The organism is Aureimonas phyllosphaerae (assembly GCF_900113065.1).
GTDB classification, from domain to species: domain Bacteria; phylum Pseudomonadota; class Alphaproteobacteria; order Rhizobiales; family Rhizobiaceae; genus Aureimonas; species Aureimonas phyllosphaerae.
Map to the genome: position 1 here is coordinate 188,022 of NZ_FOOA01000006.1, position 21,850 is coordinate 209,871.

The 21,850-nt window shown below is 70.3% G+C and carries 23 protein-coding genes; 9 read left to right on the forward strand and 14 right to left on the reverse strand.

What is annotated here, in order from left to right; all coding sequences use genetic code 11:
- The first annotated feature begins 7 nt into the window (after positions 1–7).
- On the forward strand, positions 8–430 hold the full coding sequence (locus tag BM175_RS10210; protein WP_090962704.1) for an RbsD/FucU family protein: 423 nt from the start codon (positions 8–10) through the stop codon (positions 428–430).
- Positions 427–1,296, forward strand: coding sequence for an amidohydrolase family protein (locus tag BM175_RS10215; RefSeq protein ID WP_090962706.1), 870 nt, complete (start codon positions 427–429; stop codon positions 1,294–1,296). Before BM175_RS10210 ends, BM175_RS10215 begins: the two co-directional genes overlap by 4 nt.
- On the opposite strand, the gene BM175_RS10220 is transcribed toward BM175_RS10215, so the two are convergent.
- From BM175_RS10220 to BM175_RS10250, 7 genes are read right to left on the reverse strand one after another with little or no spacing between them, the layout of a single operon-like run.
- Positions 1,263–2,048 (reverse strand): nitrilase-related carbon-nitrogen hydrolase, encoded by a 786-nt coding sequence (locus tag BM175_RS10220; protein WP_090962708.1) that lies wholly within the window; start codon positions 2,046–2,048, stop codon positions 1,263–1,265. The two genes, BM175_RS10215 and BM175_RS10220, sit on opposite strands and share 34 nt — an antisense overlap.
- Complete coding sequence (locus BM175_RS10225) at positions 2,048–2,830, reverse strand: ABC transporter permease (protein ID WP_055890416.1); 783 nt, start codon at positions 2,828–2,830, stop codon at positions 2,048–2,050. The genes BM175_RS10220 and BM175_RS10225 overlap by 1 nt, the downstream gene beginning before the upstream one ends.
- A complete protein-coding gene (locus tag BM175_RS10230; RefSeq protein WP_090962710.1) occupies positions 2,827–3,687 on the reverse strand; it encodes an ABC transporter permease in 861 nt (286 codons plus the stop codon). Before BM175_RS10230 ends, BM175_RS10225 begins: the two co-directional genes overlap by 4 nt.
- Positions 3,684–4,721 carry an ABC transporter ATP-binding protein gene (locus BM175_RS10235; protein WP_090962711.1) on the reverse strand — a complete coding sequence of 346 codons (1,038 nt, stop codon included), beginning with the start codon at positions 4,719–4,721 and terminating at the stop codon, positions 3,684–3,686. Before BM175_RS10235 ends, BM175_RS10230 begins: the two co-directional genes overlap by 4 nt.
- Positions 4,722–4,768: 47 nt before the next feature.
- Positions 4,769–5,854: an ABC transporter substrate-binding protein gene (locus BM175_RS10240; protein ID WP_090962714.1), complete on the reverse strand. Its 1,086-nt coding sequence runs from the start codon at positions 5,852–5,854 to the stop codon at positions 4,769–4,771.
- A 26-nt stretch (positions 5,855–5,880) separates the two neighbouring features.
- Complete coding sequence (speB, locus tag BM175_RS10245) at positions 5,881–6,933, reverse strand: agmatinase (protein ID WP_090962716.1); 1,053 nt, start codon at positions 6,931–6,933, stop codon at positions 5,881–5,883.
- Positions 6,930–8,114 (reverse strand): aminotransferase, encoded by a 1,185-nt coding sequence (locus BM175_RS10250; protein ID WP_090962774.1) that lies wholly within the window; start codon positions 8,112–8,114, stop codon positions 6,930–6,932. The genes speB and BM175_RS10250 overlap by 4 nt, the downstream gene beginning before the upstream one ends.
- A gap of 159 nt (positions 8,115–8,273) precedes the next feature.
- Here BM175_RS10250 and BM175_RS10255 point away from each other — a divergent pair, with 159 nt between their 5' ends.
- Complete coding sequence (locus BM175_RS10255) at positions 8,274–9,176, forward strand: LysR family transcriptional regulator (protein WP_090962718.1); 903 nt, start codon at positions 8,274–8,276, stop codon at positions 9,174–9,176.
- A gap of 12 nt (positions 9,177–9,188) precedes the next feature.
- On the opposite strand, the gene BM175_RS10260 is transcribed toward BM175_RS10255, so the two are convergent.
- The 6 genes from BM175_RS10260 to BM175_RS10285 form a co-directional block, all read right to left on the reverse strand.
- Positions 9,189–10,727, reverse strand: coding sequence for a cryptochrome/photolyase family protein (locus tag BM175_RS10260; RefSeq protein WP_090962720.1), 1,539 nt, complete (start codon positions 10,725–10,727; stop codon positions 9,189–9,191).
- A gap of 110 nt (positions 10,728–10,837) precedes the next feature.
- Positions 10,838–11,611, reverse strand: a complete 774-nt coding sequence (locus BM175_RS10265; protein ID WP_090962722.1) for a phosphodiester glycosidase family protein — start codon at positions 11,609–11,611, stop codon at positions 10,838–10,840.
- A 292-nt stretch (positions 11,612–11,903) separates the two neighbouring features.
- Positions 11,904–12,524 (reverse strand): class I SAM-dependent methyltransferase, encoded by a 621-nt coding sequence (locus tag BM175_RS10270; protein WP_175526820.1) that lies wholly within the window; start codon positions 12,522–12,524, stop codon positions 11,904–11,906.
- Positions 12,521–13,231 carry a PIG-L deacetylase family protein gene (locus BM175_RS10275; protein ID WP_175526821.1) on the reverse strand — a complete coding sequence of 237 codons (711 nt, stop codon included), beginning with the start codon at positions 13,229–13,231 and terminating at the stop codon, positions 12,521–12,523. The genes BM175_RS10270 and BM175_RS10275 overlap by 4 nt, the downstream gene beginning before the upstream one ends.
- The gene (locus BM175_RS10280; protein ID WP_090962726.1) at positions 13,228–14,325 is read right to left on the reverse strand and encodes an acyl-CoA dehydrogenase family protein; all 1,098 of its coding nucleotides are present in this window, start codon (positions 14,323–14,325) and stop codon (positions 13,228–13,230) included. Before BM175_RS10280 ends, BM175_RS10275 begins: the two co-directional genes overlap by 4 nt.
- Positions 14,315–15,403, reverse strand: coding sequence for a glycosyltransferase family 2 protein (locus BM175_RS10285; protein ID WP_090962728.1), 1,089 nt, complete (start codon positions 15,401–15,403; stop codon positions 14,315–14,317). The genes BM175_RS10280 and BM175_RS10285 overlap by 11 nt, the downstream gene beginning before the upstream one ends.
- 313 nt (positions 15,404–15,716) lie before the next feature.
- Between BM175_RS10285 and BM175_RS10290 the strand changes: the two genes are divergently transcribed.
- Complete coding sequence (locus tag BM175_RS10290) at positions 15,717–16,475, forward strand: Crp/Fnr family transcriptional regulator (protein WP_090962730.1); 759 nt, start codon at positions 15,717–15,719, stop codon at positions 16,473–16,475.
- Between the two features lie 18 nt (positions 16,476–16,493).
- Here the strand turns inward: BM175_RS10290 and BM175_RS10295 are convergent, their stop codons facing one another.
- Positions 16,494–17,399, reverse strand: coding sequence for a LysR family transcriptional regulator (locus BM175_RS10295; RefSeq protein WP_090962732.1), 906 nt, complete (start codon positions 17,397–17,399; stop codon positions 16,494–16,496).
- A 133-nt stretch (positions 17,400–17,532) separates the two neighbouring features.
- Between BM175_RS10295 and BM175_RS10300 the strand changes: the two genes are divergently transcribed.
- The 5 genes from BM175_RS10300 to BM175_RS10320 are packed head-to-tail and all read left to right on the forward strand — an operon-like array spanning position 17,533 to position 21,746.
- Positions 17,533–18,255: a LamB/YcsF family protein gene (locus BM175_RS10300; RefSeq protein ID WP_090962733.1), complete on the forward strand. Its 723-nt coding sequence runs from the start codon at positions 17,533–17,535 to the stop codon at positions 18,253–18,255.
- Positions 18,256–18,300: 45 nt separating this feature from the next.
- Entirely contained in the window at positions 18,301–18,534 is a 234-nt protein-coding gene (locus BM175_RS10305; RefSeq protein WP_090962735.1) for an acetyl-CoA carboxylase, read from the forward strand.
- A complete protein-coding gene (locus tag BM175_RS10310; RefSeq protein ID WP_090962737.1) occupies positions 18,534–19,898 on the forward strand; it encodes an acetyl-CoA carboxylase biotin carboxylase subunit in 1,365 nt (454 codons plus the stop codon). The genes BM175_RS10305 and BM175_RS10310 overlap by 1 nt, the downstream gene beginning before the upstream one ends.
- 11 nt (positions 19,899–19,909) lie before the next feature.
- Positions 19,910–20,785, forward strand: coding sequence for a 5-oxoprolinase subunit B family protein (locus BM175_RS10315; protein ID WP_090962739.1), 876 nt, complete (start codon positions 19,910–19,912; stop codon positions 20,783–20,785).
- Positions 20,775–21,746: a 5-oxoprolinase subunit C family protein gene (locus tag BM175_RS10320; RefSeq protein ID WP_090962741.1), complete on the forward strand. Its 972-nt coding sequence runs from the start codon at positions 20,775–20,777 to the stop codon at positions 21,744–21,746. Before BM175_RS10315 ends, BM175_RS10320 begins: the two co-directional genes overlap by 11 nt.
- Positions 21,747–21,850 lie beyond the last annotated feature (104 nt).

The following is a 21,850-nucleotide window of genomic DNA, read 5'->3' on the forward strand; positions in this document are numbered from 1 at the left end:
GACACCCATGCTTAAGACCATCGACCCGCTTCTGAACGGCCAGCTCCTCGCGATCCTCGACGACATGGGCCACGGCAACGAGATCGTCATCGCCGACGCCAATTTCGGCGCGGCCAACGTCGCGCAGCGTCTGGTCGATCTGCCGGGTACCACCGCGACCGCGCTGGTCGATGCGATCCTGTCCGTGTTTCCGCTCGACGACTTCGTCGAGGATCCGATGGCGGTGATGAAGGCGCCGGACGAGACGCGGCCGATGTACGACGCCTTCCAGGCGAGCGCCGACCGGGCGGAGGGGCGCAGGATCACGATCGCCGAGATCGATCCGGCCGAGTTCGTCGAGCGCACCCGCCGCGCCTATGCCGTGATCGCCAGCGGCGAGCGGCGGCTGTATGGTAATGTCCTGCTTCGCAAGGGAGTGCTGCGTCCATGACATCCATCCACCGGCCGGCGACGATCGACAGTCACCAGCATTTCTGGCGCGTCGAGCGCGGCGACTACGGCTGGATGGGCGAGCATGTGAAGCCGCTCCTGCGCGACTTCATGCCGGAGGACCTCGCGCCGCTCCTGCACCGCGCCGGCATCGACCGGACGATCCTCGTCCAGGCGGCCGAGACGGAGGCCGAGACCGACTTTCTCCTTGAGCTCGCCGCCGCAACGCCCTTCGTGGCGGGCGTCGTCGGCTGGCTCGACATGGATGCGGACGGCTTTGCCGAGCGTCTCGCACACTACCGCGCGCAGCCGAAATTCGTCGGGCTGCGGCCGATGCTCCAGGGGCTCGACGACGACGCCTTCATCCTGCGCCCGCGCGTCCTCGACAATCTCCGTCGCGTCGCCGACAGCGGCCTTGCCTTCGATGTCCTGACCTTCCCGAAGCATCTGCCCCATGTGGCCGAGGCGCTGGCGGCGGTGCCGGGCCTCCGGGCCGTCGTCGACCATCTGTCGAAGCCGCCGATCGCGGCCGGCGATCTCGATCCCTGGCGTGACGACATCACCCGTATCGCCGCCTTCCCGAACGTCTCGTGCAAGGTGTCCGGCATGGTGACGGAGGCGAAGGCCGACTGGGCGTTGGACGATCTCGCCCCTTACGTCGACCACGTCGCCGCGTGCTTCGGCGCGGACCGGCTCCTGTTCGGCTCGGACTGGCCGGTTGCGACGCTGGCCGCCGAATACGGCGAGGTCGCCCACGCGGCGCGCGCCCTGCTCGGCCGCCGCTTCGGGCCGGAGGACATGGACAAGATCTTCGGCGGCAACGCCGCGCGCTTCTACGGCGTGGAGTCGGCGAGTTCGCCGAGATAGTTGTTGGCGGCCCGCGGCCCCGCGAAGGCGGCGGGGTCGAGGTCGGCGACGAGCATGGCCGGCTGCGCTTCGCCGCCCTGCGCCAGCGCCGCGCCGTCCGGCCCGGCGACCATCGACAGGCCCTGATAGGCGAAACGCGCGTCGCGCCCGCACCAGTCGGCATAGGACAGGAACACGCTGTTCTCGAAGGCGCGCGTCGGCACGAGGCTGCGGGCGATGAAGCGCGCGCCCTCGCCCGCCGGCAGCGCCGTCGGCACGAGGACGAGGTCCGCGCCGGCCTGTGCCAGCGCCCGCACGGTCTCGGGAAACTCGACGTCGAAGCAGACGAGAAGCCCGACCCGGAAGTCTCCGAAGGCGACGACCGGGGAGATGATGGTGCCCGGCGAAAAGGCGCCGCGCTCGTAGTCCCCGTAGAGGAAGCGCTTGGCATAGACGACCGGCGCCTCGCCGGGCCGAAGGAGCACGGCGGCGTTGCGCACCACGGGGCCGTCCGCGACGGGGAGCCCGAGCGCCAGCGCGACGCGGGTCTCCTCGACCCGTTCCTGAAGGCGCGCGATCGTCTCCGCCGCCCGCTCGGCCTCCGCCCGCAGGGCCTGCGCGCCGGCGCCGTAGCCGGGCAGGGCGAGTTCGGGCAGGTGGGCGAGATCGGCGCCGGCCTCGCGCGCCCGGGCAAGGCACCGATCGATCCCGAGGAGGCCGTCTGCCCCAGAGCGGGCCGCCGCCGCATCGAGCTGGAAGAGGGCGAGGCGCATCAGCGGCGCTCCCAGGCGCCGAGCAGCTTCGGCAGGTCGCCGAACCTCGCGACGAGGCCGAAGACGAGCGCGGCGAGCGCCACGAACAGCACCGAAATCGACGCCATCACCGGCGTGTAGCCGTAGCGAAGGGCGTTGAAGATCTTGATCGGCACGGTCTCCATCGTGAAGCCGACCGTCATGTAGGCGATGATGTATTCGTTGAGCGAGAGCACGAAGGCGAAGGCGAAGCCCGACACGAGGTAGGGCCGGATCATCGGCAGGACGATCGTGCGCCGCACGGCCGCCTCGCTGGCGCCCATCGTGCGGGCGGCTTCCACGATCTCGCGGTCGATCGAGGAGAAGCCGAGCGTCAGCGTCACGAGCGGCAGGCTGGTGAAGAAGATCGCGTGGCTGACGACGACGGTGAAGGACGAGCCGTAGAAGCCGACGGTCGACCAGAAGGCGAGCGCGCCGAGCGCGGTGATCACCGGCGGCAGCACGAAGGGCGAGACGCCCAGAAGCTGCACGATGCGGCCGGGAAGCGTCGCCCGCCGCCACAGGGCGTAGGCGATCGGCAAGGCGATGAGGACGGCGAGCGCCGCCGCCAGCACCGCGATGGAAACGGACGTGAACAGCGCGCCGCGCCAGTCCGGGTCGGTGAAGATCGCCTGATACCAGCGCAGCGACAGGCCCTTCGGCGGGAAGACGAGACTCTGCTGCGCGTTGACCGACACGCCCGCGATGATCGCGACGGGCGCGGCAAGGAAGAGGGCGACCAGCGCGAGGAACAGGCGGCTCATGTCGCGCTCCCGACGCGGCGCGCGCCGAACAGCGCCGTCAGCGACACGAGGAGGATGCTGGCCAGCACCAGGAACACGGCCATCGCCGCGGCGAACGGCATGTTGGACTGGTAGATCGCCTGGTCGGTGATGAGGACGGACAGCGTCCAGTGCTGCGGCCGGCCGAGAAGCTGCGGCAGGAGGTAGGAGCCGAGCGCGAACACGAAGACGACGACGAAGGTCGCGGCCAGCGCCCCGCGCAGCGCCGGCAGGATCACGGTGAGGAAGGCGCGCACCGGCGAGGCGCCGAGCGTTTCGGCGGCTTCTCCGAGCGAGGGGTCGAGGCGCGAGAAGGACGGGTAGAGCACCAGCACGCAGTAGGGCAGCGCCTGGTAGGACATGCCGAGAAGGACGGCGGCAAAGCTCGGCGTGAAGGCGGCGGGCGTCTTCATCAGGCCGATCGCGACGAGGAGGTTGGAGAGGCCGGCCGTGCGCGACAGGAGCGTCGACCAGGAAAAGCCGATGATCACCTCGGACAGGGACAGGACGGCGAGCAGGGCGACCAGCCAGGGCACCTGCGCGCGCCGGGGCAGGCGCGACAGGAGATAGGTGAAGGGTGCGCCGACTACGAGGCAGATCAGCGCCACCAGCGCCGACAGGCCCAGCGAGAAGAGGAGGATCTCGCCGAAGAACAGCGACAGGAAGCGCGCGTAGTTGTCGGAGGTCAGGACCGGCTCGTAGAAGCCGCCCTGGACGCGCTGGAAGAACGAGACGGCGATCATCAGCCCGAACGGCACGACGAAGAAGGCGCCGAGCATCAGGCCGGGAAAGACGAGGGCGCCCTGACCGCCGGTGGGGCGGGACGTGGCCGCGCTCATGCGGCCCCGGCGGGAAAGACGGTGGCAGCGCCGGGCTTCAGCGCCAGCGACACGGGCGTGCCGGCGGGCGGCACGTCGGCGCCGGCCTCGCGGTGCGCGATGATGCGGGCGTCGCCGGAGCGCAGGTAGATCTCGACCGCCGAGCCCATGTCGCGCACGAACTCGACCCTGGCCGCGATCGGCCCGTCGCCCTCGGGCAGCAGGACGACGTCCTCAGGCCGCACCGACAGGAGCGCGGCCTCGCCTGGCAGGGCGAGACCGGGCAGGAGGGCGCCCGACGCAAGGCGCGCGCCGCCGGCCTCGCGGCGGGCTTCCAGGAGGTTGGTCTGGCCGAGGAAGTCGGCAACGAAGGGCGTTGCGGGCCGGCGATAGACCTCGATCGGCCGGTCCATCTGGAGCACCCGGCCGTTCTGCATGACGACGACCTGGTCCGCCATGGTCATCGCCTCGCGCTGGTCGTGGGTGACGACGATCGTGGTGATGCCGAGCCGCTCCTGCAGGAGGCGCAGTTCCACCTGCATCGCCTCGCGCAGCTTGGCGTCGAGCGCCGACAGCGGCTCGTCGAGAAGGAAGAGGCGCGGCGCGACGGCGAGCGCGCGGGCGATCGCCACGCGCTGGCGCTGGCCGCCCGAAAGCTGCGTGATCGCGCGCCCCTCGACGCCGGGCAGGCGCACGAGGTCGAGAAGCTCGCGCACCCGCGCCTCCGCCGCGCCGCGGCTCGTCCCCCGAAGGCGCAAGGGATAGGCGATGTTGTCGCCGACCGTCAGGTGCGGGAACAGCGCCAGCGACTGGAACACCATGCCGAAGCCCCGCTTGTGGACGGGGACATGGGTGATCGTCTCCGACCCGAAGCGGATATCGCCGGCGGTCGGCGTCTCCAGCCCGGCGATCATGCGCATCAGCGTGGTCTTGCCGCAGCCCGACGGCCCCAGAAGGCACACGAAGGTGCCCTCCGGGATCGCGAGGTCGACGGCGTCCACGGCGGTCGCCGCGCCGTAGCGCTTCGTCACGCCGGAGAGCACGAGTGCGGTCATGGGCTGGAAAACTCCTGAGACGGGGGTGAGGCGGGCGCGGGGCGCTCTCAGCCGACGATCAGCTCCGTCCACTTCTGGTTCAGCCAGTCGGCCTTCGACACGTAGAGGTCGTAGCGCGGCACGATCGGCTCGGAGGTCGAGGAGACGGCCGCGAACTCGGCATCCGTCAGGTCGAGGAGCGAGCGCTGGATCACCGGCGCGGTGCCGACCTTGCGGGCGAGCAGCGCCTGCGTCGCGGGCTGCGTCATGTAGTCGATGAACTCGTGCGCGATGTCGAGCTTCGTCGAGGCCTTGCTGACGGCCCAGCAGCCCGAATCCGAGATGCCGCCTTCCTTCGGGAAGGTCGAGCGGACCGGCGCGCCCTTGGAGGCCGCAAGGCCCGTCACGTCGTGGTAGTACTGGCCCATCGGGATCTCGCCCGACTTCAGCGCCGCCTCGAACTGCGCCTCGTCGCGGTACCAGAGCTGAACGTTCGGCTTCACCTCGGCCAGCTTGTCCATGACCTTGAGGATGCCCTCCTCGGTGTCGAGCACCTGCGTACCGCCGAAGAAGGTCTTGGCCGTCACCTCGAGGAGGAACGAGTTCGAGACGAGAGCGAGGAGGCCGAGCTTGCCCTCGTTCGCCGGATCCCAGAAGGCAGCCCAACTGTCGGGCGCGGTCGGGTAGGCCTCGGTGTTGGTGACGAGGTTGATGTACCAGGCGACGGCGCCGACGCCGGCCACCCGCTCGTCCGGGTACTTCACGATGAAGGGCGGCAGGATGTCCTTGGCGTTCTTTATGCGCGCGAGGTCGAGCGGCGCCCAGAGCTCGGTCGAGAGGCCCTTGCGCATGGCGACCTGGCTGATCATCGACACGTCGGCCGGCGCGACGTTCGCGCGCGCCGCCTGCTCGAGCTGCACGAGCCAGGCCTCGCCGGTCGGCTCAGCGATGCCTTCCACCGCGATGCCCGTCGCCTTCGTGAAGGCGGGGAAGATGTTCTCGTCGAAGGAATCCTTGAAGTAGCCGCCGTAGACGCCGACCTTCAGCGAGCGGTCCTGCGCTCGCAGGATACCGGGCATGGCCAGCGTCGCGGCGCCGGCCGCCGCGCCCAGAAGCACCGTGCGGCGGGTCGGATGGGCGATGGAAGTCGTCATGTCGCGTGTCTCCGTTCGGTGGATCGTCAGGATGGGACGCCGGCGCGGCCGGGCGAGAAGGGCACGAGGCTCAGGATCTCGAACAGCATCTGGGCGCCGGCATGGGCGGTGTTGGTGGTGGCGTCGTATTGCGGGGCGACCTCGACGAGGTCGCCGCCGACGAGACGGATGCCGGCGAGCCCGCGCAGGAGGCTCTGGGCCTCGCGGGTCGACAGGCCGCCGATCTCGGGCGTGCCGGTGCCAGGCGCGAAGGCCGGGTCGAGGCTGTCGATGTCGAAGGAAAGATAGACCGGCGCGTCGCCGACCGTCCGCTTCGCCATCTCGACGATCCGGGGAATGCCGAGCTCGGTGATCTCCTCGGCGTGGATCACGGTCATGCCGGATTCGGCCGAGAACTCCCAGAGGTAGTCGGACGAGCCGCGGATGCCGATCTGGATGGTGCGCGTGGGATCGAGCACGCCGTCGAGGACCGCCTGGCGGAACGGCCCGCCGTGGTGGAACTTGCAGCCGTCGAAGGGGCCGCTCGTGTCGCAGTGGGCGTCGATGTGGATCATCGCGACGGGCCGCTCCCGCCCGAGCGCGCGAAGGATCGGCAGCGAGATCGAATGGTCGCCGCCGACCGAGAGCGGGATGACGCCGGCGCCCGCGATCTTGGCCAGCGTCGCCTCGATGTCCTCGTGCGAGGTGGCGAGGTCGAAGCGCGAGCGGAACGGCACGTCGCCGATGTCGGCGACGGCGAGGTCCAGCGTCGGCATCGTCTTCAGGACGTGGTTGTAGGGCCCGACGCGCTCGATCGTGCGCAGCGCCCGCGGCCCGAAGCGGCAGCCGTTGCGGTTGGTGACGCCGAGGTCCATCGGTACGCCGAGCAGCGCGACGTCGAGGCCGGAAAAGTCCGGCGCCGACCAGTCGGTCGGCCGGTGCGGCGCGTCGAGCAGCGTCGGCACGCCGGCGAACGGGGCGACGCGCGTGCCCTTCGGATCGAAGAGCTTCGAGGCGACGCGGGCAAAGCCCTCATCGTAGATGCGGCGTTCGTTGTCGCCGCCGAAGCGGGCGCGCAGGGCTTCGAGATCGAGGGTCATGCGGGGGCGTCCAGTGCGTCGGGAACGAGGGCGAGGCGGCGGGCGATCTCGGCGATCGACGGCGCCTCGACATTGGCGAAGGCGATGCGCAGGAACCGTTCCTGGCCGGGCCCGAAGAACGAGCCGGGCAGGGTGACGATGCCGAACTCGCGCGCAAGGCGCTCGGCGACGACGGCCGAGAGCGTACCCGCGAACGGGTGTTCGACGAAGGCGAAGTAGGCGCCGATCTGCCGGATGCGCCAGCCGGCAAGACCTGCGAACGCCTCGCGGAAGGCGCCGGCCCTCTCGGCGATCGCCGCGGCGCTGGCGCGGCGATAGGCGCCGAGCGCCTCGATCGCCCAGGGAAGTGCCGCCTGCGCCGGGCGCGGGGCGCAGATCTGGATGCAGTCGATCACCTTCTCGATGTCGGCCATCAGGGCGGCGGCCGCGATCAGCGCGCCGACGCGGTGGCCGGGAATCGCATAGCTTTTGGAGAAGGAATAGAGCGCGACGAGATGGTCTTTCGCCTCCGGCGCCGCGAACAGCGTGTGAGGGCGCGCGTCGTCTTCCAGGAAGTCGCGATAGGTCTCGTCGAGGACGAGCGTCACGCCGGCGCGGGCCGCGATTGCGAGGATGCGGGCAAGGAGCGCGTCCGGATAGACGGCGCCGGTCGGATTGTTGGGCGAGACGAGGACGATCGCGCGCGTGCGCGCGTCGATCATCGCCTCGAGGGCGTCCGGATCGGGCAGGAAGCCTGCGGCGGCGTCGAGCGGTAGCGGACGCGGCTCGATGCCGAGCATCTCCAGCGTCATCTGGTGGTTGAAGTACCAGGGCGTCGGCAGGATCACCGCGTCGCCCGCGCCCGCCAGCGCGACCATGGTGGCGAAGAAGGCCTGGTTGCAGCCGCTGGTGATCGCAACCTCGGCGGCGTCGATCGGGGTGCCGTAGCGCGTCGACACATGCGCCGCGTAGGCCTGGCGAAGCGCCGGATCGCCGAGAATGTCGCCGTAGCGGGCCTGCGCGGGCGCCCCCGCGGCCTCGGCGAGGCGCGCGGCGAGTTCGGGCGGCGGCGGCCGGTTCGGAACCGCCTGGCTGCAGTCGACGAGCGGCCCGTGGGCGCCGTCGTAGCGCGCGGCCCAGCGACCCGCCTGCGCGATCGGCGGCACTGCGACACGGGCGAGACGCGTCGTCGCCGCCGTCATGCCGGGCATTTCGTCGAAGGGAAGCGGGAGACCGTATGCATGCGGAATGATCACATCGAGGCGGTGGCGTGATGTTGACCATAGGATCGGGATCGACGCCCGCACCATAGGCTTCTATCAAGGTTCACCTTGATATTTGTCCATGAGAAGGCGGCTTCGATGCGTGTCTCGGGAAGTGACCTGCGCCTTCTCCAGGTGTTCGACGCCGTGGTGCGCGGCGGCGGCTACGCCGGCGCGGAGGCCGAGCTCAACATCGGCCAGTCGACGATCAGCAACCACATGACGGCGCTCGAGGAGCGCATCGGCTTCTCGCTCTGCCAGCGCGGTCGTGGCGGTTTCCGGCTGACGGAGCGCGGCCAGGCCGTGCACGAGGCCTCGCGCCGCCTCGCGCAGGCGCTCGGCGATTTCGCCGCCGACGTCGCGGCCCTGAAGGGGGAGCTTCGGGGCGAGCTGCGCGTCGCCATCCTCGATTCGGTGGCGAGCGATCCCGCCAACCGCATCACCGAGGTGATCGCCGCCTTCGGCCGCACGGCGCCCGACGTGCGGCTGGTGCTGGTGCAGGAGCGGCCGCAGGACATCCAGCCAAAGGTCGCCGAAGGGCTCTACCATTGCGGCATCGGCAGCCATCGCTCGCGCGTCGAGGGGCTCGACTACCGCCCGCTCTACGAGGAAAGCCACGGCCTCTACTGCGGTGCCGACCACCCGTTCTTCGAGCGACCCGATGCCGAGCTGACCGACGAGGTGCTGGCCGCCGCGCCCTATGTCCATCGCGGCTACTGGCGCGAGGAGGACGGCATGCGCCGCATCCGCTGGCGCATCGAGGCGACGGTGCAGCAGATCGAGCCCGAACTCATCCTGATCCGCACCGGCCGCTTCATCGGCTTCCTGCCGCATCATGCCGCCGAGGCCGATCTTGCCGCCGGCCGTATGCGCCGCATCCGGCCGGGCGATGTCGGCTATGTCTGCCTGTTCGAGCTCTACACGCCCCGCGCGCGGCGTGGCAGCGAGGTGCTCGCCGCGTTTCTTGCGAGCATCGAGACGGCCTGGCCCTCCAGCCCGTGACGGGCGCCGCGATCAGTCCCCGCGATAGGGCTGGAGCGCGTCGAGGAAGCGGGCGGCGTCACCGCGCATCGCCTCGACCTTCGCCTCGTCCATATGCCCGAGCGTGTAGACCGTCCGGCTCATGCGCGGATTGTCCTCGAAACGCTCGCGGTGGCGGGCGATGAAGTCCCAGTAGAGGTAGTTGAACGGGCAGGCGTCCTCGCCGATGCGCTGCTTCACGTCGTAGCGGCAATGGCCGCAGTAGTTCGACATCTTGTTGATGTAGTTGCCCGACGCCGCATAGGGCTTCGTCGCGAACACGCCGTCGTCGGCATAGAGGATCATGCCGACGACGTTCGGCATCTCCACCCATTCGTAGGCGTCGTGATAGACGACGAGATACCACTCCTGCACCTCCACCGGGTCGAGCCCGGCGAGGAGGCAGAAGTTGCCGATCACCATCAGGCGCTGGATGTGGTGGGCATAGGCGTTGGCCGCGGTCTCGCCGATCGACTGCTTCAGGCAGTTCATGTCCGTGTCGGCGGTCCAGAAGAAGTCCGGCAGCGGGCGCGCGGCCTCGAGCGCATTGCGCGCCCCGTAGCCCGGCATCTCGCGCCAGTAGACGCCGCGCACGAACTCGCGCCAGCCGATGATCTGGCGGATGAAGCCCTCCGCTGCATTCAGCGGCACCGTGCCCGCGCGATACGCGGCCTCCGCTGCCTCGCAGCATTCCCGCGGATCGAGAAGGCCGCAGTTGATCAGCGCCGACAGGTGGGAATGGAAGAGAAGCGGCTCGCCCTGGCGCATCGCGTCCTCGTAGGCGCCGAAGTCCGGCAGCGCCTTGTCGGCGAACCACGCGAGGTAGCGCTTCGCCTCGCTTCGCGTCACCGGGTAGTCGAAGTCGGCGAGTGAGCCGAAATGGTTGCCGAAGCGGCGCGCGACCAGCGCCAGCACCCCTTGAGTCGTCTCGTCCGGCTCGAAATGCGGCCGCCGGGGAACGATGATGCGTTTGGGCAGCGGCTTGCGGTTCTCGGCGTCGAAGTTCCAGCGGCCGCCCTCCGGCTTGCCGTTCGCGCCCATCAGGTAGCCGGTGCGCTCGCGCATGCCGCGATAGAACGCCTCCATCAGGAGCGACGACCGGTCCCCAGCGAAGGCTTCGAACGCCTCGTGCGAGCACAGGAAGCGGTCGTCGGGGCGGATTTCGACGGGGACGCCGAACGCGGCCTCCCATCCCTTCATCATCTCGAGGACGCGCCATTCGCCGGGCTCGGTGACGACGACGCGGCTCGCCTTGTGGCGGGCGATGGCATCGCCCAGCGCCTCGCCGAAGCTCGCGGCCTTCCGCTTGCCGTCGAGGCGGAGGTAGTCGACGTGGACGCCGTCCGCTTCCAGTTCGGCCGCGAAGTGGCGCATGGCGGCGAACAGGAAGGCGATCTTGCGCTGGTGATGGCGCACATAGGTCGCCTCGTCGTCGACCTCCGCCATCAGCACGATGTCGCCTTCTGCCAAGTCCGACAGGCTCGACAGGTTGCGCGACAGCTGGTCGCCGAGAACGAAGCGGATCATGGTCATCGGGGCGGCGGGATCCTCGGACGGCGGCGGTCACCGCTAGATGACCGCAGCGGCGCCCCCTTCAAGCCGTCCGCGCCGCAAGGCCGCACGAAGGACGGAGTGCTCCCTGGTCAGCGCACCAGCCCGAGCATCGGCCCGTAGCCCCCGTGCCACGACGTGTCGTCGCGCCCCTGCGCGGGATCGTAAAGCCCCGTGCCGTTGCCGCCGTCGAGGAACAGGGCGTCGGGGCAGCCGAGATGGTCGCGGAACAGCCGCGCGAAGTCGTGGAAGTTGACGCGGCCCTCGCTGATCGCGACGCGGACCGTACCGTTCTCGCACACGCCGACGCCGCTGCGCCGCGTGCGATCGCTGGAGCCCGGAATGAGGGCCGGGTGCAGCGCCCCGCCGATCACCAGCATCGGGCCGGACTGGGTGGCGAAGCGAACCGCGGGGCGCTGCGTCTCGAAGGCGTCGCTCGAAAGGATGCCCGCATCCGCCTCACCGAGGAAGAAGACGCCGTTCGGCTGCTTGTAGAAGTTCGGGATGCTGCCGGGCGAGCCGGTCATCACCGTCCGGTCGAGCGGTCGGAGTTCGCGTCCGTTCTCGACATAGAGGCCGATCGGCGAGAAGTCCGTGTCGTACATGCCGGCATTGACGGCAAAGACGAGCCGGTGCCCTTCGGCCTCCAGCGATTGCGCGACACGCTCGAAGCGGCGGAACGGTGCCTCGTCCGCGCCGCGCCAGAACAGGCGAAGGTCGGATGCGGCCGGGTCCACCGTGCAGACGAGATAGCGTGTGTCCTCGAACGCGTCGGGGGCGCAGGGACCCCCGGCCTCCTCGGCCGTTGCGGGCTGGAGCCAGAGCGCCTGGCACACGAGGCCGATCGCCGCCACTCGTCTCAGCATGTCCGAACTCCCGCCTGCGTCTGGAGCCGATCCATGCCCGATGCCATCAGGCGGGGCAACATGGATCGCAGGCGTTCCCTCCGGCCCGCGTCAGAGCCCCAGGAGTACCGTCGCGGGAACGGCCGCGCCGAAAACGAGAATGCCGGCGACGAGGAGGATGAAGGGAAGGTTCGGGGCTTTGGTCATGGGAGGTCTCCGAAGAAGCGGGCCGGATGCTGCCGGGCGTCCGCGGCGTCCTCAAAGCACGCGCCCGGCGGTCTGTAAGCTGGACGGATTGTCCAACCCGCCCTGATCAGCCGGCGGGCCTGCGAAGGCCGGTTCCCCGAGATCCGGCGCGCGGTCGGCGGAAGACCGCGACCGCGTATCGCCCGTGGCGGCGAGCGTGAACGCCCGTCAGGCGCGCCGCCAGCCGGCGGCACAGCCGGTCTTGCGCAAGCGCCGGCGGCTGCGCGGTGTCGTCGAAGGCGACGACGTGGTGTAGCACCACGATCCGGCCGCCCGGCGCCAGGGTGCCGGCGAGGCGTTCCGCCAGCCGGTCGAGATCGCGGGACGAGAGATAGTAGGCGATCTCCGACACCACGATGAGATCGAACGGACCCGGCGGCACGCCCGCCGGCAGGACGGCTTGGCGGTAGTCGATCCGCAGGTTGGGGGGTGTCAGGGCTTGCGCGGTCGCGAGCGCCGTCGGCGCGCCGTCGGTGGCGACCAGCGTCAGGCACCGCGAGGCGAGCGCCCGCGAGGTCTCGCCGATCGCGCAGGCGATTTCGAGGCCGCGCCCGAGCTTGCCCGCCCCACAGGCGCGGATGAGCACGGCGCGCTTCACCGCCTCGAAGTGCGAGGTCCGGTAGTCCCACGGATCGCCGAGGGCGCGGAATTTCGCCTCGAAGCCGGCAAGGTCGATCGCCTTGGTCACAGCGGGCGCCAGTAGAATTCCACGGGGCCGGTCAGGCGCTCGATGGTCGCCTCCGTCAGGCTGAAGGCTGTCGGATCGTCGTGGATGAGTGCGCCGCACTGGCTGCGATGCGCGGCCACGGCCCGTCGCTTGGCCGGCAGCGCATCCCCGATCGCGAAGCCGACGCGCTCCATCTCGCCGGGGCGGGGATGGTCGTCCGCCGCGCCGATCTCGTCGAGCCAGATCGCGTATTCCAGCGTTGCGGGCGCCATCCCGGCCTCGCTCAGCGCGCGGGTCACGAGGCTCCAGGCGTCGCGGTGGTCGCGATGCGGGTCGCGCCGCCAGGGCAGGAGCACGAGGTCGGGCGCGACCTCCCGCATGAGAGCCGTGACGCCCCGAAGCGCCGCCGCGTCGCCGGGCGATCCCGGCAGGGGCATGTCCGCGTCGGGCAGGCGCAGGAACGTGCGCGCGGCCGCGTCGAGGCCGAGTTCGCGAAGGGCGGCTTCCGCCTCCGCCTCCCGCGTCGCGGCCAGTCTCGCGCGCGGCCAGGTCGGCGAGTGGAGGTGCGAGGCGCCGCCGTCGGTCACGAACAGGACGTGGACGCGGCGGCGGAGGCGCGCGAGGTGCCAGACGAGGCCGCCGCAGCCGAGCGCCTCGTCGTCGGGATGGGGCGCCACCACGATGACGCGCCGGGCGTCGAGCGCGTGGGGGGCGAGAACCTCGGTCATCGGCATGGCCCGGCATCGAAACGCCGGCCGGGCTCCCAGCGGCCGTCGGCGATCGCCGCACCGAGGCCGGCCAGCGCGCCGTCGGGATTGGGCTGGCGGAGATAGGTGCGAAGGTCGCGCATGAGGCGCTCCAGCGGATGGGGCGCGATCAGGCCGGCGGCGCCGACCCCACGCTCGGCCTCTTCGAGCACGCCGAGCGCCGCCGCCTCGACCGCGCCGCGCGCGGCGTTGGCGGTGGCGACGAGGGGCTCGGGCGGGGCCCTGCCGGCGGCCACCGCGGCCCATTCGGCGGCGGTCCGGTCGAGCCAGCCGTAGCCGCCTTCCACCGCCGCGCCCATCCGGGCCACGCGTTGCGCCTGGTAGGGATCGCCGATCCGGCCGCTTGCCCGGAGATGGGCGACCGCGGCATCGAAGACGGCGTGCATGCCCCCGACCTGCACCGCCACGAAACGGATCGCGCCGGCAAAGAACCACGGCGCTTCGAGATAGGCGTCGGGAACGCCGAGGATCATGTCGGGCGTGACCTCGAGCCCGGTGAAATCGACCACGTGGCTCCCCGACGCGCGCATGCCCATCGGTTGCCACCAGGACCGGTCGACCGGGAGCCCGGCGAGCGGCACGGCGATCATCACCCGTCCCTGAGGCTCGCTGACCGTGACGATCGCATGCGACAGGCCGTCGACGCCTGAGGCATAGGTCTTGGCGCCCCACAGCCGCCCGCCATCGAGCCGCAGCGGGTCGTCCGGCTTGTCGGTGTTCCAGACGCCATAGAGGCCGCCGTCGCGCGCCAGCGCATCGAAACGCGCGCGCTGGGCCGGTGTGCCGTGCCGGCGCATCAGTGCGAGGGCGTTGACGTGGCCTTCGAAGATCCGCCCGACCGGCAGGTCCGCGCGGCCGACCGTCGCCAGCACGCGCAGGAGCGTGCCGATCTCCCCATCCCCCAGCGGCGGTTCGGCGACGAGGCCCGCGCGGCGCAGGGCCTCGAAGGCGCGCTCGGGAAACGCGCCGTCGCGGTCGCGCAGGGCCGCGTCCGCCGCGATGGCGCGGGGGAGGTCGTCGCCGGTCTCGCCGGCCTCGAAGCGGTCAGGCCGCACGCATCGCTCCCTCGCGAACGGCGATCATGCCGAGGATCGTCGCGATTGCCTCGCCGACGGGCACAAGCGCCTCGGCGTCCGGTTCGTCGGGCGCGAAGCGCTCCACAGCCCAGGCCCCCGCGTGATCGCGGGGTGCTTCGTTGAATGCCTGCGGGTCGAGGCCGAGCGCGCGGGCAGCCGCATCGCGCGCGGGCGCGGCGAGGGCGGCGAGATCGCGGACCGCCCGGCGTCGCGTCAGGCGGCGCTCGACCCGCGCCGGCGCCTCCACGAGGTGGGGACGCCCCTCGCTCTCGGCACGCATCCAGGCTTTGAGACAGTCGGCCATGCCCCCTTGCGCCCGACCGATAAGGCGTGCTGATACCTCGACGCGCACGTCGAGCGGGTGCACGAGCTTCGCTCCGGCGGCGCGGGCCAGATTGACGAGGGCAAGGTCCTCGCGCCGCGGCAGGGGCGGCAGGCCGCCGAGGGCGCGGTAGAGATCGGCGCGGATGGCCAGGCTTCCCCCCGTATGGTCGGCGTGGCGGGGCCACGGATCGTGTTCGAGCGGGTCGATCAGCGCCGCGAGGCGATCGCAATGCGTGGCATAGGCTGCCGCCGCGCCCGCCCGCGCGTTGAAGGCGGGACCGAGGCGATCCTCCTCCTCGCGGTTGCCCGTCAGCTTGCCGCCGACGAGGTCCGCGCCGCGGGCGAACGCGCGCACGCTGGCCGCGATCCAGTCTTGGTCGGGCACGGCGTCGGCATCCGTCGTCAGGACGATGCCGCTGCCCGGCGCACAGAGGTCGGCGGCGCGGTCCATCGCCATACGCCGCGCCGTGCCGACATGGGCGCTTGCAGTGGGCAGGTCGACGTCGATCACCTCGGCTCGCAAACGCCCGAGAGCGGACAGGGTCTTCTCGCAGACGGCCCGCGTGCCGTCCGTGCAGTTGTTGAGGACGAGGACCACGGGCACGGTGCCGGCGGTCCGGGCCCACGACTGGCCGTCCAGGGCGCGAAGCAGCGCCGCGATCCGCCGCGCCTCGTTGCGCACGGGAACGGCGACCACGGGTTGCCAGGAAACGGCGGCAGGGAGATCCGTCATCCGGCAACGCTCCTTCCATCGGCCGCGATGGGGCGCGGATCCTTATCCTTGAGGTGGCGTTAGCTTTGGGTCGGGACAGAGGTTTTGGGTGCGTAGATGGGCCAATGTTTCCCGTCGCCCCTAAGATCTGTGCGGCTATCGACCTCGCGTCCGGGGCTGTTTCGCCACCGGGTGGCGTCACAGAAGACGAGCGCGCCGTGGCGGGAAGCGGAGCTGCGATCTCGTGTTCGCCGCAGTCGAAACAGCGCTGTCGCAAGCCTCCGCAGTCGGCTACATACAGGCCCGAGCCCGATCATTTCGTGAGGAGCCGGAGATGATCCTCGCAAACGACGATGCCCTGCGCCTCCTGCAGTTGCGCCTCGGCGCCCACAAGCCGTTCGGTGTGGCGGAGCGCGAGCTTCTCGCCAGCCTCCCCTGGCGCGTCGAGGACATGCCGGCCCGCCGCAGCTTCGTGCGCGAGGGGGACAAGCCGAAGCACTCGTGCCTCATCCTGCAGGGGCTTCTGGCGCGCGCTCGCTATACGGTCGAGGGCCAGCGGCAGATCCTGTCGATCCACGTGCCCGGCGACATGCCCGACCTGCAGAGCCTGCAGGTGCCGCACATGGACCACGACCTTGAGACGGTGGTGCCCTCGCGCATCGCCTTCGTGCCGCATGCCGAGCTTCGCCGCGTCTGCGATGCCTCGCCGCTGCTCGCCTCGTCCCTGTGGCGCGAGAGCCTGATCGACGCGGCGCTTCATCGTGCCGCAATCTTCCGCAACGGCCAGCTGGAAGCCGAGGCGCGCCTCGCCCACTTCCTGTGCGAGATGTATCTGCGGCACAAGGCGGTGGGGCTGGCCGACGACGGCGGCTTCGATCTCGCCCTGTCGCAGCAGCTGATCGGCGACGTCCTCGGGCTGACCCTCGTCAGCATCAACAAGGCGATGCAGGCGCTGCGCGCGCGCGAACTCATCCGCATGGAAAAGGGGCACGTCGACGTCCTGAACTGGAATTCGCTGTCGCGTCTCGGCCAGTTCGACGGTGCGTTCCTGCACCTTGAGGAGAAGGACGCCTCGTTGGCCGCGACCGGCTGATCGTCGGGATCGGCGCCGTCAACCGCCGCCGCCCATCGTCACCGACATGAAGGCGCGAAACACGGCCGCCTGCGGCGGGATTTCGCGCGCGCGGGCCCAGGCAAGGCCGACGTCCATGCTGGGTATCGGCTCCACCAGCGAGCGCACCTCGATGCGCTGGCCCTCCAGCGACCACGGCCGGTAGACCATGTCGGACAGGATGGTGACGCCCATGCCCGACGCCACCAGCGAGCGCACCGCCTCGACGGAGGCGGTGGTCAGGACGGGTCGCGGCTGGAGGCCGGCGGCGTCCCAGTAGCGGACGGCGGTGGTCTTGGCCTCGTCCACGGTCAGCATCACGTAGTTTTCGGCGGCGACGTCGGACAGGGTGATCGCGGCCCGCGTCAGGAGGTGGTGGTCGGCCGGGAGCCAGAGGCGGCGGCGCGAGCGCACCAGGGTCTCGCATTCGATCTCGCCGCTGCGCTCGAGGTTCGAGACCAGCATCACCGCCATGTCGACGTCGCCGTCGACGACGCCCTTCTCCAGCGCGTCGCGCGGCAGTTCGGCCACCTCGACTTCGATCTGCGGGTGGAGCTTGCGGAAGCGGGCGTAGTAGCGGGACATGAAATAGCCGACCACCGTGTAGGTCATGCCGAGGCGAAGCGTGCCGGCCTGACCCTCGCGGTCGCGAAGCGGGCTCTGGATCGCGGCCGCGACGGCGCCGGTGATGGCGCGCGCCCGCTCCAGGAAGCGCGTGCCCTCCATCGTCAGCCGCACGCCCGAATGGGTGCGCTCGAAGAGCTTCACGCCGAGCTCGATCTCCAGCGACTTCACCGCGGCCGTCACCGCCGACTGCGAGATGTTGAGCTCGACCGCCGCATGGCTGACCTGCCCGCTGTCGGCGGTGGCGATGAAATAGTCGAGCTGTCGTAGCGTGATCGTCATCGAACCCCTTGCCCGCCTGCCGTATCTGATTTTTCGATATCACTTTCAAAAAATGACTATTTCACAACAAACCGAAGTTGCGCAAAAAAATTGCAACGCCAAAATTTTGGCAGTTGCGAAGGCGGGGGAGACGATGGGGGTCACACTCAACTGCGACATGGGCGAGGGCTTCGGCCTCTACGTCCTCGGCGACGACGCCGGGCTGATGCCGCTGATCGACGTCGCCAACGTCGCCTGCGGGTTCCACGCCTCGGACCCCGACCATATGCGCAAGACCGTGCGCCGCGCCAAGGAAAACGGCGTGAAGGTCGGCGCCCATCCCTCGCTACCCGATCTCGCGGGCTTCGGCCGGCGCGAGATGAAGCTCAGCCGTGATGAGGTCGCCAATCTCGTGATCTACCAGACCGGCGCGCTGAAGGGCTTCCTCGACGCCGAGGGCATGGTGCTGAACCACATCAAGCCGCACGGCAGCCTCTACGGCATGGCCGCCCGGCAGGAGGAGGTCGCGCACGGCATCTGCGACGCGGCGGCGGTGTTCGGGGTGCCGCTCTTCGGCATGACCGGCACCCTGCACGAGACCGTCTACCAGGCGCGCGGCATTCCCTTCGTGCACGAATTCTACGCCGACCTCGACTACGCGCCCGGCGGCAAGCTGATCGTGACGCGCGAGCACGACGCCAAGGACCCGGCGCTGATGGCCGAGTACTGCCTGCGCGCGCTGCGCGACGAAGAGGGCACCGCCAGCGACGGCAGCCGCTTCCCCGCCAAGGCCGAGACGATCTGCGTCCATTCCGACACGCCCAACGCCGTCGACATCGCGCGCGCCGTCCGCGCCGCGATCGCCTCCTGGCATTGAACTTGCAAGCCTTCGCCCGAAGCCCCGTTCCCCGGAGTTCCTGACATGCCGCAGATCCTCTCGCCGCTTCCCGGCACGTTCTATCGCAGCGCCTCGCCCGACAAGCCGCCCTACAAGGCCGACGGCGACGCGGTGGCGGTCGGCGACGTCATCGGCCTCGTCGAGGTCATGAAGTCGTTCCACGAGGTGCGCTCGGAGGTCGCCGGCGAGAACGTGCGCTTCGTCGCCGACAACGAGGAGCCGGTGATGGCCGGCGCGCCGCTCGCGGACCTCGACTGATGATCGGCAAGCTCCTCGTCGCCAACCGCGGGGAGATCGCGGTGCGCATCATCCGGGCCGCGAAGGATCTCGGCATCGCGACAGTCGCCGTCCACTCGGCGGCCGACGCAGACGCGCTTCATGTGCAGCTTGCCGACGAGGCCGTCGCGATCGGGCCGCCGGCGCCCAAGAAGTCCTATCTCAGCATTCCGGCGCTCCTGAAGGCGGCGGCGGACACCGGCTGCGACAGCGTTCATCCGGGCTATGGCTTCCTGGCCGAGAACGCCGAGTTCTCCGACGCGGTGACGGCCGCGGGCCTCGTCTTCGTCGGGCCGTCCGGGGATGCGATCCGCCTGATGGGCGACAAGGTATCCGCGCGGGAGGCCGCCGCGAGGGCGGGCGTTCCGGTGGTGCCGGGCTCCAAGGGCCGTGTCGAGGGGATCGAGGCGGCGCGCGAGGTTCTGGCCGAGACCGGCTTCCCTGTAATGATCAAGGCGGCGGCAGGCGGCGGCGGACGCGGCATCCGCATCGCCAATAGCCAGGCCGAGTTCGACCAGGCGTTTCCGCAGGCCGAGGCCGAGGCGCTCGCCGCCTTCGGCGATGGCGGCCTCTACATGGAAAAGGTGATCGGCCGCGCCCGGCATATCGAGGTGCAGGTGCTGGCCGACGGCCGGGATGCGATCCACTGCTTCGAGCGGGAATGCTCGCTGCAGCGCCGCCGCCAGAAGGTCTGGGAGGAGGCGCCCTCGCGCGCCTTATCGCCCGCGCTGCGCGAGGAGCTCTGCGCCTCGGCCGTCGCGCTCGCAAAGGCCGTCAACTATTCCGGCGCCGGAACGGTCGAGTATCTCTACGACGACGCGGCCGACCGCTTCTACTTCATCGAGATGAACACCCGCATCCAGGTGGAGCATCCGGTGACGGAAGCGATCACCGGCATCGACCTCGTGGCCGAGATGCTGCGGATCGCGGGCGGCGAACCGCTGCGGCTGAAGCAGGCGGACGTCGCGGTGAAGGGCCACGCGATCGAGGTGCGCCTCAACGCCGAGGACCCCGCGCGCGACTTCGCGCCGTTCCCCGGAACCGTCGAAACGCTTCGTATTCCCGGCGGGCCCGGCGTGCGCTTCGATTCGATGCTCTACCCCGGCTACGGGGTGCCGCCCTTCTACGACTCGCTTCTCGCCAAGCTTATCGTCCACGGCGAAACGCGCGAGGCGGCGATCGACCGGCTGGTCCGGGCGCTCCGCGAGACCGAGATCGGCGGCCTGAAGACCACCAAGCCCCTGTTCCTGGCGCTCGCCGCCGATCCGGCCGTCCGGGCCGGGGACGTGCACACCCGCTGGCTGGAAGGCTGGCTCACCGACAATGCGGCGGCGCTCGGCGCCTGACGGGAGGATCGATGTCGATACGCTTCAGCTTCGGCGGCGACGAACACATCTTCGGGGAAGTCTCCGAAGAGATGTCGCTCGCTTCCTTCTTCACCGGCCTGTCGATGACCAAGGCCGTGCGCGACGCCAACATTCCCGGCGTCACCGAGATCTGCCCGGCCAATGCCAGCTTCCAGATCCGCTTCGATCCCGACAAGATCAGCCCGCAGGACCTCCTGAAGGAGCTGCAGTCCTTCGAGGCGGCGGCCGCCCAGTCCGACGAGACGCTGGAGACGCGCATCATCGAGCTGCCGGTCTATTTCCAGGACCCCTGGACGCACGAGACCGGCCAGCGGTTCCGCGAGCGGCACCAGGACCCGTCCTCGACCGACCTCGAATATTCCGCGCGCATAAACGGCTACGCCACCGTCGAGGAGTTCATCGCGGCCTATTCCGGCCAGCCCTGGTTCGTCTCCATGGTCGGGTTCGTCGCGGGCCTGCCCTGGCTCTACCAGATGGTCGAACGCCAACGGCAGATCGAGGCGCCGAAATACCTGCGGCCCCGCACCGATACGCCCAAGCTCACCATCGGCCACGGCGGGTGCTTTGCCGCCATCTACTCGGTGCGCGGGGCAGGCGGCTACCAGATGTACGGCGTGACGCCGGCGCCGATCTACGACCCGACGCGGCAGGTGAATTATCTCCGCGACGAGATGTGCCTCTTCAAGCCGGGCGACATCGTGAAGTTCAAGGCGATCGACCGGGCCGAATACGACGCGACGCTGGAGGCGATCGAGGCCAACACCTTCGCGCCGACGATCCGCCCCTGCACCTTCAACCTCGCCGAGTTCAACCGCGACATCGCGGGCACAAACGCCAAGCTGATGGAGCTTCTCGATGGGCGTTAACGTCATTGCGCCGGGTCTCGCCACCACCGTTCAGGACCTCGGCCGCCCCGGCTACTACCATCTCGGCATCCCGGAAGGCGGCGGCATGGACCGCTTCGCGACGGTGATCGCCAATCTCCTCGTCGGCAACGACGCCAACGCGGCGCTGCTCGAGGCCACCTTCATGGGGCCCGAGCTCGAGTTCACCGAGGACGCCTCGGTCGCCGTCACCGGCGGCGAGCTGCCGCCTAAGGTCAACGGCGAGGAGCGCCCGACCTGGGAAAGCTTCCCCGTGAAGGCGGGCGACCGCCTGTCCTTCGGGTTCCTGAAAGGGGGCGCGCGCGCCTATATCGCGATTTCCGGCGGCATCGACGTGCCGGTCGTGCTCGGCTCGCGCACGACCTACGTGCTCGGCGCGCTCGGCGGGCTCGAGGGGCGGGCAATCAAGGCCGGCGACGTCCTGCCGGTCGGGCAGGGGGCGAACACCACCGGACGCAGCCTGCCGGCGCATCTTCGGCGCGCCCCCGCCAATCCGGCGGAGCTGCGCATGCTGCCCGGCATCTACTGGCACCGCATCACGGACGCCGCGGGCAAGCGCTTCTTCGAGGACACCTGGAAGGTCGCGCCGGAAGCCGATCGCATCGGCTACCGCTTCCGGGGCGGGGCGCCGCTGGAATTCGTGGAGCGCGAGCAGCCGTTCGGCGCGGGCTCCGACCCCTCCAACATCGTGGACGCCTGCTATCCCTACGGCTCCGTCCAGGTGCCGAGCGGCACCGAGCCGATCGTGCTCCACCGCGATGCGGTCTCGGGCGGCGGCTACATGATGCTCGGCGTCGTGATCTCGGCCGACATGGACCTGATCGCGCAGCTCCAGCCGCATACGCCCGCCCGGTTCCAGCCGGTGACGATGGACGAGGCGCTGGCGGCGCGGGCCGACGCCAGGACGGCGCTTCAGCGCGCCCGGGATCACGTCGCGGGCTGAGCGCCTGCCGATCAGGCGCGCCGGTGGGGGCCGGCGCGGGGAGCTCCACGAGGGATGTCCGGCCGCGGCCGGGCGTCCGCAGTGACCGGCCCGCTTGGCCGGTT